Genomic DNA, 13,961 nt, shown 5'->3' on the forward strand with positions numbered 1-13,961 from the left:
CCCTCCACCGCGGCGACGAGGTGGGGGTCGCGGGTCGGCTCGACGGCCACGCGCAGGGCGGCGGCGTCACCCGTCCCGGGCCGGCGGTCGCGGTCCGTAGAGGGTGGCGTGGGGATCATGTCGGCAGGGCCTTCTTTCCCGTCTCGGCGATCGTGGACACGGTGAGGAGCCCGATCACGCAGACCCCGATCACCCAGTATGCGGGTGCCATGCCACTGCCGGCCCGTGTTACTCACGGTCCAGGCCGCGCGAGGGTGACGGCCGCGGGTCGGGAGGGCGGCTAAGGGGACGACGACGACAACGCCCGCAGCAGAACGGGCGCGAGCCGCCGCCGGCGCCAAGGTCAACTATTCTTGACATTAAAAGTCAAGCCTGATTAACATTGCGCCATGGCAGTTCGAGAGTCCGGGGCGGTCGGGTCGAACCCGGTCCGGGAGTGCCGCAAGGTCAAGCGGGTCACCCAGGCCGAGCTCGCCGAGGCGGTGGGTGTCAGCAGGCAGACGATCATCGCGGTCGAGCGTGGCGACTATTCGCCGTCGGTGTACCTGGCGATTCGTATCGCGCGGGCCCTGGAGCGGTCGGTCGAAGAGCTTTTCACTCTGGAAGAGGAGTCCCGATGAATCAGCGCAACAGCGTGTTCGACAGGTTGTCGGACCGGGTGATGAATCTCGACAGCCCGGCGTACGGGGACGAGCGGGAGCGCACCGTGTTCATGGAGGCGAGTTCGTTCGGTCTCACTATCGGTCTGTACGCGGGGCTCGCAGGGGCAGTCGTGTCCGCGGCGTTCGGCCTGATCCTCGTGCCGACGGTTCTCCTCGTGCTCACGATCCTGCCCGCGGCGGCGACCCAGTGGTACGCGCGGCGGCGGGGAGTCCACCTCAATGCCCTCGCCGAGGAGTCCGGAGCCAGGTCGACGCTGGTCACCATGGTCGCGGTGTGCGCGCTCATCGCCCTGACGTTCGCCGCGATGACCTACACCGTGTTCGCGGGTCAGCCACTCCTGCCCTTCCCCTCGGTCACGGTGACGCCGGGGGATGGTCTGCTCGGGGGTGCGGCACAGGGCGCCGTGGTCGGGGGAATGGTCGGGGCGGTCGGCGGGATCATCGGTTCGGTCGTGAGTTACCGCAAGGCGAACCGCCGGAGGTAGCAGCGGCGTCCGTGTGGGCGGCTTACCGGATCTCGTCCGCCCTGCAGGCCGCGCGAGGGTGACCGGTGCAGGGACGAGCACGTCAATGATGACGACGACGACAACGCCCGCAGCCGCCCGGGGCCGAACCGCCGCCCGGTCGAGCAGATCACGCCGCGCCGAGAAGTCGTCCGGTCGCTGACCGGCCCCCCTGTCTCCCCGGCACAACTGCCCGGCCTTTCTTTGGCGTCCTGGGCCGTTCTCAGGCACGTGGCCACTCCATAGTGTTGCGGATCACACCGATCCCCATCACTACGAAGGTTGCTGGATGCTCATGCGCACTGACCTGCTCGGATACTTCGTCTGGAACCGGGCCGAGGGTCTCGACTCACCGTTCGCCCGGGACGAGAACACCGCGCTGACCTACCGCGAGTTCTCGCACCTCGTGTCCGCGTACGCCCGGATCCTCGCGAGCCACGGCGTCGGCGAGCGGGACGTCGTGGCGGTTCACCTGTCCAACCGGGTCGAGTTCCTCGTCGCCATGATGGCGGCCTGGAGCCTGCGGGCCGTCGCGACGCCGGTCAACCCGGTCCTGGCCCCGGCGGAACTCGAGCACCAGCTCGGGGACTCGAATTCCCTCGTCGTGGTGACCGAGTCGCCGGACGCGATCCGCGCGCTCACCGTCTCACCGGTAGTGCTCGATGTCGCGGACTGCCCCACCACCGGCGATACGGTGCCCACCGCCACGTGCACGCCGGAGGACACGGCGCTGCTGGTCTACACCTCCGGGTCCACCGGACGCCCCAAGGGTGTCGAGCTGACCCACGCGAATCTCGAGCACATGACACGCGCGCTGGCCGAGCACGTCGACGCCCGCCCGGATGAACACTGCCTGCTCGTCCTGCCGCTGTTCCACGTCAACGCCATCTGCGTGAGCTTCCTCCTGCCCGCCGCCGTGGGTGGCCGACTGACCCTCCTGCGGAGGTTCAGGCCGGAGACCTTCCTCGACGCGATCGAGGAGCACCGGCCGACGTACTTCTCCGCCGTCCCGGCCATCTTCGCGACCCTCGCCGACACACCGGGCGCCGAGAACCGGGACTTCAGCTGCCTGCGGCGCGCGATCTGTGGGGCGGCACCGGTGTCGAGGGAGCTTCTCGACCGAGTGACGGGCGTGCTCGGCATCCCGGTGGTCGAGGGGTACGGCCTCACCGAGGGGACCTGCGCCTCCACGTGCAACCCGCCGGGTGGCCCGATCAAGGCCGGCACCGTCGGGATCCCCCTGCCGGGGATCAGCGTCAAGGTCGTCGATCATGACGGCGGTGAGCTGCCCGTCGGCTACGCCGGCGAGGTGATGATCTCGGGCCCCACGGTGATGAAGGGCTACCTGGGGATGCCGGAAGCCACCGCCGACACCATCGAGGACGGATGGCTGCACACCGGTGACGTCGGGAAGTTCGACGCCGACGGCTACCTCACGCTGGTCGATCGCATCAAGGACATGATCATCCGGGGCGGGGAGAACCTGTACCCCAAGGAGATCGAGAACGCCCTGGCCACGCACCCCGCAGTGCTTGAGTGCGCGGTCGTCGGAGCGCCACATCAGACCTACGGGGAGATCCCCGTCGCCTACGTCGTGACCTACGCGGACACCGACGTCACCGAGGACGACCTCCTCGAGGCCGCGCGCGATCGCATCACCAAGATCAAGCTGCCCGCGGCGATCCATTTCGTCGACGAACTGCCCCGCAACCCGGTCGGCAAGATCGACAAACCCTCACTGCGTCGCGTCGCCGCTCTGGCGTAGCGCCGCGTCGCCCTCCCCACCACCACAGACGAGATCACAGGAGCACATCATGGGATTCACACAGGGCGTTCCGCCCGACATCGAGCCGGCGAAGTTCAACGGGCTCCCGCTCATGGAGCGGGTGCGGATCGCGCACACCCACTGGGTGGACCACGGGTTCGGGACCCCCAAGATGATCAACGTCATCTACCTGTTCAAGGTGCTGATCCTGCAGATCGGCATCGGGATCACGCTGGCCACCCTGACCTCCGGATTCAACCCGCTGGACGTGGGTAGCTGGTGGAACGAGCTGATCATCTACCAGAAGGCCATCCTGTGGACCATGCTGCTGGAGATCATGGGCCTGGGCGGCACCTGGGGTCCACTGTGCGGCCGCTTCAAGCCCATGACCGGCGGCGTCCTCTACTGGACAAAGGTGGGCGGCATCCGGCTCCCACCCTGGCCGGACAAGGTACCGGGCACCCGCGGGGACACTCGATCGCTGTTCGACGTCCTGCTCTACTGCGTGATCCTGGCCAACCTCTTGCTCGCCGTGGTGCTGCCCGGGGTCGCCGCGCGGGGGATGGCGGACCAGTCGGTGGTCAACCCGAGCGTGGTGATGCCGCTGGTCGTGCTCCTGGTGGTCATGGGGCTGCGGGACAAGGTCATCTTTATCGCCTCCCGCGGTGAGCAGTACTACCCCGCGATCGTGTTCTTCTCGTTCCTGCCATTCGTGGACATCGTGGTGGCACTCAAGCTGCTCATCGCGACGGTGTGGATCGGCGCTGGCGTCTCCAAACTGGGCAAGCACTTCTCCCACGTGATCCCGCCGATGATCAGCAACACCCCGTGGGTCGTGTCCACGTCGGTCAAGAGGGCGCACTACCGCAAGTACCCGGAGGACCTGCGCCCCTCCAGGATGGCCTCGGGCATCGCGCACGTGCTGGGCACGCTGGTGGAGGTGGTGGCGCCCCTGGTGCTGCTGTTCTCGACCAACATCTACCTCTCGATCGGCGCCGCCATCCTCATGGTGTGCTTCCACCTGTTCATCTTCTCCACGTTCCCACTGGCGGTCCCGCTGGAGTGGAACATCCTGTTCGCCTTTGCCACGATCGTGCTGTTCCTCGGATTCCCCAACCAGGACGGCTTCGGCGTGACGGACTTCTCCACCCCGTTCCTGCTGGCCCTGATCGTGGCCGGCCTGGTGTTCTTCCCGATCCTGGGCAACCTGCGGCCCGACCTGGTGTCGTTCCTGCCCTCAATGCGCCAGTACGCGGGCAACTGGGCCACCGCACTGTGGGCGTTCGCGCCGGGCGCCGAGGCCAAGCTGGACGAGTTCATCGACCGGCCGGCCAAGACGACTGCCGTGCAGCTCGAGTCGATGTACGAGCCCAGCGTGGCGCGGATGACGCTCGACCTGACCCTGGGGTGGCGGTCGCTGCACAGCAACGGGCGGGGCCTGTTCTCCCTGCTCATGCACCACCTGGGGGAGGACCTGGAGAAGTACGACGTCCGTGAGGCCGAGTTCGCCGCCAACACGATCATCGGGTTCAACTTCGGCGACGGTCATCTCCACGACCACCGTCTGATCGCGGCCATCCAGAAGCGGGTCGGTTACGCCCCCGGCGAGTTCGTGGTGGTGTGGATGGAGTCGCAGCCCATCCACAAGGCCACCCAGCAGTACAAGATCATCGACGCGGCGCTCGGGATCATCGAGGAGGGGTACGTCATGGTGGCCGACGAGGTGGAGGCGCTCCCGCACCTGCCCAACGGCCCGATCCCGCGCTACACCACGTGGCGGGCCGAGTCGGATGGTCGGCCCACGGCCGGCCGGGGCACGGCCGACCACCACATAGCTGATCACCACGCGGCCGACCACAACACCATGAGCGAGCCCACGGCCGACGAGGCGGTCAGCTCATGAGGTAACCGCGCGGCGACCACCGAGGGGAGCAGGAAAACTCTCCACCCACCACTACGCCGGAGGAGAACAATGAGTACCGCCACCATCGTGGGCAGCGGCCCCAACGGGCTGGCCGCCGCCGTCCACCTCGCTCGCCAGGGGGTCGACGTGACGGTCCTGGAGGCCGCGGACACGATCGGTGGCGGTACCCGCTCCGGCGAACTGACCGTCCCGGGGCTGATCCACGACCACTGCTCGGCCATCCATCCGATGGGGGCGGCGTCCCCCTTCCTGCAGACGCTCGGCCTGGAGCGCCACGGCCTGCGGTGGCTCCCCCCGGAGATCGACTGCGCCCACCCGCTCGACAACGGCGACGCCGGGCTCCTCTACACCTCGGTGGCCCGCACGGTCGAGGGGTTGGGGGAGGACGGCCGGGCCTGGCACCTGCTGTTCAACGATCTGGCCCGGGACTTCGACATCCTCGCCGGCGAGCTGATGGGGCCGTTCCTCCACGTGCCCAGGCGGCCCGACAAGTTGGCGCTCTTCGGCCCCCGTGCCCTGGCACCCGCGACGGTTCTGGCCAGGCTGTTCCGCACCGAGCGGGGGCGGGCCCTGTTCGGCGGGCTCGCCGCCCATGTGTTCTCCCGACTCGACCGGCCCGCGAGTTCGGCGGTCGGGTTGATGATCGGGGCCTCGGGCCACAAGTACGGGTGGGTGGTGGCCGAGGGCGGCTCGCAGGCGATCGCCGATTCGCTCGCCGCCGAACTGGCCGACCACGGCGGGCGCATCCACACCGGGGTGCGCGTGTCGTCGTCGTCGGATATCCCCCCGGCGGACCTGGTCCTCCTCGACACCTCCCCGGCCACCGCCCTGCGTGTCTACGGCTCGCGGCTCCCCGATCGGATCGCGTCGTCGTTCCGACGCTTCACCGCCGGCCCGGCGGCCTACAAGGTGGACTACGCCGTCACCGGCGGGGTTCCGTGGCGAAACGCCGACTGCGGGAGGGCGGGGACGGTGCACCTCGGCGGGGGCTTCGACGAGATCCATCAGGCGGAGAAGGCGGTTGCGCTGGGCCGGATGCCGGAGAAGCCGTTCGTGCTGGTGGGCCAGCAGTACGTGGCCGACCCGGGCCGGGCCGCCGGGGACACCGTCCCGCTGTACGCCTACGCGCACGTGCCCGCCGGTTATCCGGGGCAGGCGGAGGAGGCGATCACTGCGCAGATCGAGCGATTCGCCCCGGGGTTCCGCGACCGCATCGTCGCCACGCACGTCACGCCACCGTGGCGATTGGAGGCGGAGAACGAGAACCAGCGTGGCGGCGACATCGTGGGCGGCTCCAACGCCGGTCTGCAGGTGGTCTTCCGCCCCAGGATCTCCGCCGACCCCTATAGCCTCGGGATCCCGGGCGTGTACCTGTGTTCGGCCTCGACGCCGCCGGGTGCCGGCGCCCACGGGATGCCCGGGTACAACGCCGCGCGCGCGGCGCTGAAGTACCTCGGGACGTAGACGGGAGCACCGAACGTGATCAGTGCCGAACGTGATGAGTGACGCCCGCCGGGTCGGAGCCTCTGATGACGACGACGAGGGGGCGGCCTCGAGCGTGTTGGCCGACCTCGCGCGTGAGCTCTCGGAGGACATCGACGAGGTGGTCGCCGGCGTGACCGGCTACATCGCGGACACCATCGACGACCTGTCCGCTGAGACCGGTCTGCTGGAGCTGCTCACGGCGAGTGTGCACGGCAACGTGAGCACGATCCTGGACGTCATGAGCAACAAGATCCCGATGGACCATTTGCAGCCCACCACCGCTGCGGTCGAGTACGCCTTCCGGTTGGCTCAGCGGAACGTCTCCGCCAACGCCCTGGTCCGCGCCTACCACCTGGGGGCCCACGAGATGCAGCGCATGGTCCTGCAGCGGATGGAGACCAGGGATCTCGCGCCCCAGCGCACCATCGACGTGATCTCCGAGTTCGCCATGATGGAACACCAGTACATCGACTGGATCATCCGCTACGTCCTCAACGCGTACGAGTCCGAGCGGCAGCGCTGGAGCGACATGCCGGGCAGCGTGCTGGTCTCGGCGATCGAAGAGCTCATGAACGACCCGGGAAGCGGTGCGACGCGGTTCGAGACGAAGACCGGATACTCGCTCAAGCGGACGCATCTGGCCGTGATCGCGTGGGATCCCGATACGGAGAGTTCCGCTCGTCGGTTGCACAGCAGGATCCTCGCCGCGGCCGGGGTGATCGATTCACCTGCGCCCCCGCTGCAGGTGACGATCGACGAGACGACCGTGTGGAACTGGATCCCGGTCGACGCCGCCGCGGTGCGGACGCTCGACCTGACCAGACTGCGGGAGTCCATGGGCGGCGCCCACCTGGCGATGGGGGAACCGTTGTGGGGGCCGGAGGGGTTCAAACGCAGCCACGAGCAGGCCCGGATCGCGTTCAGTTGCGCCACCACCCCGGGGCGCCGGTCGCGGCCGGTGACCAGCTACGCCGAACCGGGGCTGGCCGCGACGGCGCTGATCGCCAAGGACACGCCAGAGGCGCGGATCTGGGTCCGGGAGACGCTGGGCCCGCTGGCCGCCGACACCCCGCAGGCGGCGGAGTCCCGGGAGACCCTCGCCACCTACCTGGCCGAGAACCGCAGTCTGATCCGCACGGCGGAGTTGCTCCACGTGCACAAGAACACCGTGCGCTACCGCATCTCCCGGATCCTCGCCGACCTCGACGCGGAGCGTCGGGTGGGGGACACCCTCGACCTCGCCCTGGCACTGCGCGTTCACGAACACCTCGGCTCGGGGCCCTGAGCGGCGACTGCCGTAGTAGCCGGCGTGTACCGGGTTCGCGTCAGTTCTCCACCGGTCGTCCCGCACTTCGATCCGGTGGCATAGTGGGAACGGCAAGCCCCATCGTGTCCGGGCCAGTCCGGGTACGTGGCGACACCGCATGAATCCGTGCAGGTCAGCACCTGCACCGACGAGAGGATCGCAGATGGCTATTAGCGACGATGACATGACCACCACCCCAGCGTCAGGCGAGGGAGTTGCTGACGGCGGCTCCAACCCGGAGGGTCACGACGGCGGGGCCGACGGTTCCGCCCACCACATGAAGGGTGAGGGCGAAGGCCTCGCTGACGGTGGCTCGAACCCGGATGGCCACGACGGCGGGGCCGACGGCTCTGCCGATTCCGGCGAGGGTCTCGCCGACGGCGGTTCGAACCCGGACGGTGCCGACGGCGGCGCTGACGGCACGCAGTAATCGCTGGTGCTCGAGCGGTGCGTCGCACGTGGGCGGGATGAGTTCGCGGCTGAGGTGTGGGGTCAACGGCCCCTGCTGAGTCCGGCAGCGCAGCTGCCGCGAGACTTCTCAGACCTGCTCTCTCCGGCGATGGTCGACGAGATCATTGCCGAACGAGGGGTACGCACACCCTTCGTCCGAATGGCGCGGGAGGGCACGCTCGTCGACCGGGCGTGCTTCACCGGCTCCGCCGGTTTCGGGGCGCAGATTCCCGATCAGATCGACCCCGACGGCGTGCTGACGCAGTTCGCCGCCGGGGCGACGATCGTCCTGCAGGGCCTGCACCGGTTCTGGCCGCCGATCAGCGATTTTGTCCGGGGCATGACCTCGGATGTCGGCCATCCGGTGCAGACCAACGCGTACATCACCCCGCCCGCGAACCGCGGGTTCGATCCGCATTACGACGTCCACGACGTCTTTGTGCTCCAGGTATCCGGTTCCAAGCGGTGGCGCGTGCACGAGCCCGTCCACCACCATCCGCTGCCCGATCAGCCCTGGACCGATCACCGCGAGTCGATCGCCGAACGAGCGAAGGACGCGCCGGTGATCGACGCGGTGCTCGAACCGGGGGACTGCCTCTACCTGCCGCGCGGCTGGGTTCATTCAGCCGAGGCGCAGGGCGAGACTTCTATCCACCTCACCGTGGGCGTGGCCCCTTTCACCGGCCACGATGTCGCGACGGCGATGATCGAGGCGCTGGCCTCCGAGGAGGAGCTGCGCGCGTCGTTGCCACTCGGACTCGCCCCGGTCGATGCCGCTTCGACCGCGGAACACACCCGCGAGGTCCTCGACGTGCTGGCAAGGTTGATCGCCGAGAAGCAGGAGCACCTCAGCGATCTCGCCGGTGACGCGCTCGCCGCGAAGTACCTGGACCTTACGCGACCTGCCGCGGTTCGACCCTTGGCCACCCTCGACGCCGTGGCGTCACTCGACACCGATACTCAGCTGAGGTGGCGCGAGGGGCTTCATGGCACAGTGGACGAGAGCAACCCGGACACTGTCGTGCTGAAGTTGCCCACCAAATCGGTCTCCTTCCCGCCGCTGTGCGCTCCCGCCCTGCACGTTGTCCTCGAGGGTGCTCCCGTGAGCGCCGGAACTCTGCCGGGTCTCGACCCCGACGACGGCCTGGTGGTTCTCCGGCGGTTGCTGCGGGAGGCCGTGCTGGTGGCGCTGTGAGGTCGGTGATCCTGTGACCAGGCATGCGGACTGGGAACCGTGCAGTGTGTCGGCGCTGCGCCGGGGCGATCGCCTGGAGGGCTCGGGCTCGCGGGGGATGCGCTGGCTCATGCTCGAGCTGTGCGGCCCCTGGGGGCATTCGGCGTTGCTCGACTCGCCCGCCCTGCTCTCGACCGAGCTGGGCCGCGAGATCGCCCAGCGCGCCCAGGCTGCTGACATCCGGGTCGCCGCCATCCGCCGGCCCGGTAAGCGTTCCGAGCAGCGACGGTGGCGATGGGCTCTGGCCGACGCCCGACCCGGGCAGGAATCGCTGCGGTGGGACGAGGTCGACGGGCCGGAGGGGTACGCCGAGATCCCCCTCGACGGCTCCGCCGGCACGCCGACCGATACCCCTTTGGTCGCGATTTGCGCGCACGGCAAGCACGACCAGTGCTGCGCTGTCCGCGGTCGCAAGGCCACTTCTCTTATCGCCGAGCGGTACCCGGAGGCGACCTGGGAATGCTCCCACCTGGGCGGCGACCGTTTTGCCGCAACCATGGTCGTCCTGCCGCACGGGCTCTTCTACGGGCGCGTGGACCTTGCCGAAGACCCGGCCGACATCATCGACCGCTACACCGAGGGTCGGGTCGAGCCGCGCCACCTCCGTGGCCGCTGCAGCTACCCGGCGGCGGTGCAGGTTGCACAGCACCACGCCCGCGCAGCGCTCGGCGACGACCGCATCGACGCCTTCGCCCCGCTGAACGTCGTCGAATCGGAGGGGCACGTCGACGTCACTCTCGAGGGCCCGCACAGCCTGATCGAGGTCCGACTGCGCGAGACCTTCTCCGAACCGATCTTCACGATGTGTCAGGCCCGCACGGCTGGGCCAGTCAAGGAGTGGGAGCTAGTGGAGATCTCCGGGGGCGGGTAGCGGGCGAACGTGGTGACTCATGAGTCAACAGACCGCATATCGACTTCCCGATTCTCGAACTACGAGGAGCACATCGAGTCGCCGGGACCGACCTGTCCATGGTGCGATGAATCGCTGCTATCCAGCGTGCGGAGGGCAGAACTCGGATATTGACCGCCTGTCTCTTGGGACTGCTGCACCCATAGGTGACATCTGATCTGCGTCGGCGTGTGTCGACGCTGGAAGGATGTGCATCATGCCGAAGGCGTTTCCCAAGGAGTTCCGCGAGGACGTGATCCGGGTCTTCCGCGACTCCGACGCGTCCGTGGCCCAGGTCGCGAAGGACTTCGGCATCTCGCCGTCGTGCCTCAAGCGATGGCTCACCATCGACGACAAGAATTCAGCCGATCCATCGCCAGCTGCGCGGGCAGCCAACGAGTCGGATGCCCTGCGCGAAGCGAACAAGCGCATCAAGCTCCTCGAGCAAGAGAACGAGGTCCTGCGCCGGGCCGCTGCCTACCTTTCGCAGGCCAACCTGCCGGGAAAATGATGTACCCGCTTGTCCGTGAGTTGGCCGCCGACGGCATCCCCGTCGCGGTGACCTGCCGGGTGCTGAACCTTGCTCGCCAGCCCTACTACCGCTGGCTCGCGGCCCCGGTCACCGATGCCGAACTCACCCAGGCCTACCGTGCCAACGCCCTGTTCGACGCCCACCGCGACGACCCCGAGTTCGGCTACCGGTTCCTGGTCGACGAAGCCCGCGAAACCGGCGAGTCGATGGCCGAACGTACCGCCTGGAAGATCTGCTCACGGCAGGGCTGGTGGTCGGCGTTCGGGAAGAAACGCGGCAAGAACGGCAAGAAGCCCGGCCCGCCGGTCCACGACGACCTCTGCGCGGTGACCGATCGGCACGGCGTGATCCGCCACGAGTTCCGTGCACAGACTCCGAACCAGTTGTGGCTCGCGGACATCACCGAGCACTGGACCAGGGAGGGCAAGCTGTATCTCTGTGCGGTCAAGGACGTCTACTCCAACCGGATCGTCGGCTACTCGATCGACTCGCGGATGAAGTCCCGGCTGGCTGTCGAAGCGCTGAACAACGCGGTTGCTCGCCGTCAGCAAGCCGGCGGAGATGTTGCCGGCTGTGTCCTGCACACCGACCGCGGGTCGCAGTTCCGCAGCCGGAAGTTCGTCCACGCGCTCAACCGGCACGGCATGGTCGGGTCGATGGGTCGTGTGGGCGCGGCTGGTGACAACGCTGCGATGGAGTCCTGGTTCGCACTGCTGCAGAAGAACGTCCTCGACCGCCGCGCCTGGGCCACCCGTGAGGAGTTGCGAATCGCGATCATCACCTGGACCGAGAGGACTTACCACCGCCGTCGCAGGCAGTCAGGTCTGGGCAGGTTGACCCCGGTCGAATACGAGTTGATCATGACCACAGCCGCTACCCAGGCGGCCTAACCCCATCTGTCACCTGTTCGTGCAGCAGTCCCGACCAGTCGACTTCGACCGTCTGGCCAGCCTTGTGCCCGACCCGGGAGGCCAGCCCGGTGACCAGCACATGTTGTTGGTACTGCTTGCAGAATCGGTCGTAGCCCATCGCCGGGGTGCCCGAGGTGGCGCACTGGTCGGTGTACTCGCCATGCAGCAGCTTCATCGTCACCCCGACCCGGGCCATCTCCCGGTGCACCTGGGCCCAGTCAGGCTCGGCGAAGACGCTCTGGTGTTCGCTGCGGCCGGGAAACAGCAGTGAGTACACCTCGGCGTCGGGCAGTTCGGCGATGTCGTCCCACCGCACCCCGGCCACATCGGCGGCCTCCAGCACCGATGCCACGCTGTTGCGCGAGATCTGCTGCGAGGCGGCGATCGCTCTGCCCGACAACCCCTCGGACCGTAGTTGCAAGACGAGTTTCGCCTTGATCTTCCTTACCATTGGGAACTGCTCCTTCCGCCAGGTGCCCGTTACACCCGGCGGAAGGAGCCTAAGAAGGTGGCTCTGAAGCAGAATAACCGTGGCTCCGACGGCGTCCAGAGCGTCAAGCAGCCACCGGCTCCCAAGCCCAATACGACTGGCGCTCAGAACACCGAATACTCATGACGCCTGAGCAGGCCACCGCCGCGGTGGCGGGCGGGGACGTGGAGATCCTTGATTCGCGTCGCCTCGGCGGGGCCTGGACCCTGGACCAGATGTGGCAGCGACTGGGCATCGGGGCGGCGATCCGCCGCGCCGCTGACGGTCGCCGGTTGGATGGGCAGTTCACCGAACGGGTGCTGTTCGCCCTGGTCGCCCAGCGGGCCTTGGAACCAGGATCGAAGCTGGCGGCGACCGGCTGGGTGGGCGAGCGGGTCGCGATCGACGGGCTGGCCGAACTGGGCGAGGATCACGCCTACCGGGCGATGGACTTCCTCCTGGAGGTGCTCGAGGAGATCGCCGCCGAGATCTTCGACTCCGTGGCGAACCTGCTCAACCTCGATCTGGACATCGTGTTCGTCGACACCACCAGCACCTATTTTGAGACCGACCACCCCGACGAGCTGCCCGAACTCCAGGACGACAACCCTGGCGACGAGGACGCCAATCCGGTCGAGTCCGGGGCCCGCGCGTTCGGCCACTCCAAAGACTTCCGCACCGATCTACCGCAGGTGGTCATCGCGATGGCCGTCACCCGCGATGGCATCCCGGTGCGCTGCTGGACCTTCCCGGGCGACACCGGTGACAGTCAGATCATCCGCACCATCAAGGACGATCTGGACGACTGGAACCTGCGCCGAATGGTGTGGGTCGCCGACCGTGGCTTCGCCTCGCAGGCCAACCGCAGCTATCTCACCCGCGGTGGCGGGCACTACATCCACGCCGAGAAGCTGCGCCACACCAACCGTGAGGCCACCGCTGCCCTGGCCCGCCCGGGGCGCTACCGCACTGTGGCAGGCAATCTGCGTGTGAAGGAAGTGCGCGTCGCCCCCGGTGGCCAGGGTGACGGCGATGGTGGCGCCCGGGCGGTGCGGTTCGTGATCTGCCACAACCCCGACCAGGCAGACCGCGACCAGGCAGTCCGGGCGAACCTGATGGACCATCTGGCCGGATTGATCGATGGCTCCGATGCGTGGACTCCCGCGAAGCGCTCGGAGTTCGTCGGCTCGCTGAAGAACAAGCCGGGCCTGCGCCGCTACCTGCGCCGTACCGCCACTGGCCTGCTGCGCATCGACCGGGCCGCCGCCAAGCGCGAGGCCCAGCTCGACGGCAAGTGGCTGCTGCGCACCTCCGACACCACCCTGACCGCCGAAGATCTGGCCGCGGCCTACAAGCAACTCCTGGCCGTGGAGGCCGGCTGGCGGGACATGAAAAGCAGCCTCGGCCTGCGGCCGGTGTTCCACCGTCGCGAGGACCGGATCCGCGCCCACGTGCAACTGTGCTGGCTCGCACTGCTGTTGATCCGCGTCGCCGAGACCACCACCGGGCAGACCTGGCGCACCCTGCGGCATGAACTCGACCGGCTCCACCTGGTCACCCTGGCCACCAGCGAAGGCACCGTCAGGCAGCGCTCCCAGCCCACCGAGGCCCAAAAGCAGATCTGGCGCGACCTCGAACTGCCCGAGCCACCGAAGTTCGCCGACTTCACCACCACCTGACACCGCCCCGCGCGCAGACCCGCAGGGGCCGTAGTAACACGACCCCTGCGGGCTTCAACATGCCTTACCGCAGGTCACACCAACTTTCGGCGCCTACCGTGTGCCCACCAGCTGCGGAACCCCGGTCTGAGTGCGGCCGGAACTTCTACCGT

General features: G+C 68.1%; 11 protein-coding genes and 1 pseudogene. 11 read left to right on the forward strand and 1 reads right to left on the reverse strand.

Annotated elements, in window-relative coordinates; all coding sequences use genetic code 11:
• The first annotated feature begins 389 nt into the window (after positions 1-389).
• The 10 genes from G6027_RS18165 (at position 390) to G6027_RS18210 (ending at position 11,640) form a co-directional block, all read left to right on the forward strand.
• On the forward strand, positions 390-620 hold the full coding sequence (locus G6027_RS18165) for a helix-turn-helix transcriptional regulator (RefSeq protein ID WP_182638342.1): 231 nt from the start codon (positions 390-392) through the stop codon (positions 618-620).
• Positions 617-1,147, forward strand: a complete 531-nt coding sequence (locus G6027_RS18170) for a hypothetical protein (protein ID WP_182638343.1) — start codon at positions 617-619, stop codon at positions 1,145-1,147. The genes G6027_RS18165 and G6027_RS18170 overlap by 4 nt, the downstream gene beginning before the upstream one ends.
• 307 nt (positions 1,148-1,454) lie before the next feature.
• Entirely contained in the window at positions 1,455-2,930 is a 1,476-nt protein-coding gene (locus G6027_RS18175) for an AMP-binding protein (protein WP_241727280.1), read from the forward strand.
• Positions 2,931-2,979: 49 nt separating this feature from the next.
• On the forward strand, positions 2,980-4,833 hold the full coding sequence (locus tag G6027_RS18180; RefSeq protein WP_182638344.1) for a DUF3556 domain-containing protein: 1,854 nt from the start codon (positions 2,980-2,982) through the stop codon (positions 4,831-4,833).
• A gap of 69 nt (positions 4,834-4,902) precedes the next feature.
• Entirely contained in the window at positions 4,903-6,318 is a 1,416-nt protein-coding gene (locus tag G6027_RS18185) for an NAD(P)/FAD-dependent oxidoreductase (RefSeq protein WP_182638345.1), read from the forward strand.
• A gap of 34 nt (positions 6,319-6,352) precedes the next feature.
• The gene (locus tag G6027_RS18190; protein WP_182638346.1) at positions 6,353-7,624 is read left to right on the forward strand and encodes a helix-turn-helix domain-containing protein; all 1,272 of its coding nucleotides are present in this window, start codon (positions 6,353-6,355) and stop codon (positions 7,622-7,624) included.
• 184 nt (positions 7,625-7,808) lie between these two features.
• A complete protein-coding gene (locus tag G6027_RS18195) occupies positions 7,809-8,075 on the forward strand; it encodes a BatC protein (RefSeq protein ID WP_182638347.1) in 267 nt (88 codons plus the stop codon).
• A gap of 6 nt (positions 8,076-8,081) precedes the next feature.
• Positions 8,082-9,290 (forward strand): cupin domain-containing protein, encoded by a 1,209-nt coding sequence (locus tag G6027_RS18200; RefSeq protein ID WP_182638348.1) that lies wholly within the window; start codon positions 8,082-8,084, stop codon positions 9,288-9,290.
• A gap of 97 nt (positions 9,291-9,387) precedes the next feature.
• Positions 9,388-10,200 carry a sucrase ferredoxin gene (locus G6027_RS18205; protein ID WP_182638351.1) on the forward strand — a complete coding sequence of 271 codons (813 nt, stop codon included), beginning with the start codon at positions 9,388-9,390 and terminating at the stop codon, positions 10,198-10,200.
• A 235-nt stretch (positions 10,201-10,435) separates the two neighbouring features.
• Positions 10,436-11,640, forward strand: a protein-coding gene (locus G6027_RS18210; protein WP_182638349.1) for an IS3 family transposase whose coding sequence is annotated in 2 segments (ribosomal slippage) — positions 10,436-10,720 and positions 10,723-11,640 — 1,203 coding nt in all. Because the reading frame shifts where the segments join, the coding sequence is not laid out codon by codon here.
• 7 nt (positions 11,641-11,647) lie between these two features.
• Here G6027_RS18210 and G6027_RS18215 read toward each other — a convergent pair.
• Positions 11,648-12,112, reverse strand: a pseudogene (locus G6027_RS18215) (IS21 family transposase); the annotation flags it as partial.
• Between the two features lie 161 nt (positions 12,113-12,273).
• Here G6027_RS18215 and G6027_RS18220 point away from each other — a divergent pair.
• Complete coding sequence (locus G6027_RS18220; RefSeq protein ID WP_241727281.1) at positions 12,274-13,809, forward strand: IS1634 family transposase; 1,536 nt, start codon at positions 12,274-12,276, stop codon at positions 13,807-13,809.
• Positions 13,810-13,961: the final 152 nt, after the last annotated feature.

Origin of the sequence: Dietzia sp. SLG310A2-38A2, assembly GCF_014145095.1 — a bacterium.
GTDB lineage: Bacteria > Actinomycetota > Actinomycetes > Mycobacteriales > Mycobacteriaceae > Dietzia.

Excerpts from the sequence above, each read along its gene's own strand:
- G6027_RS18165 (WP_182638342.1), top strand. The coding sequence starts at position 390 with ATGGCAGTTCGAGAGTCCGGGGCGGTCGGGTCGAACCCGGTCCGGGAG.
- G6027_RS18170 (WP_182638343.1), top strand. The coding sequence starts at position 617 with ATGAATCAGCGCAACAGCGTGTTCGACAGGTTGTCGGACCGGGTGATG.
- G6027_RS18180 (WP_182638344.1), top strand. The coding sequence starts at position 2,980 with ATGGGATTCACACAGGGCGTTCCGCCCGACATCGAGCCGGCGAAGTTC.
- G6027_RS18190 (WP_182638346.1), top strand. The coding sequence starts at position 6,353 with ATGAGTGACGCCCGCCGGGTCGGAGCCTCTGATGACGACGACGAGGGG.
- G6027_RS18195 (WP_182638347.1), top strand. The coding sequence starts at position 7,809 with ATGGCTATTAGCGACGATGACATGACCACCACCCCAGCGTCAGGCGAG.
- G6027_RS18185 (WP_182638345.1), top strand. The coding sequence starts at position 4,903 with ATGAGTACCGCCACCATCGTGGGCAGCGGCCCCAACGGGCTGGCCGCC.
- G6027_RS18175 (WP_241727280.1), top strand. The coding sequence starts at position 1,455 with ATGCTCATGCGCACTGACCTGCTCGGATACTTCGTCTGGAACCGGGCC.
- G6027_RS18205 (WP_182638351.1), top strand. The coding sequence starts at position 9,388 with ATGCGCTGGCTCATGCTCGAGCTGTGCGGCCCCTGGGGGCATTCGGCG.
- G6027_RS18220 (WP_241727281.1), top strand. The coding sequence starts at position 12,274 with ATGACGCCTGAGCAGGCCACCGCCGCGGTGGCGGGCGGGGACGTGGAG.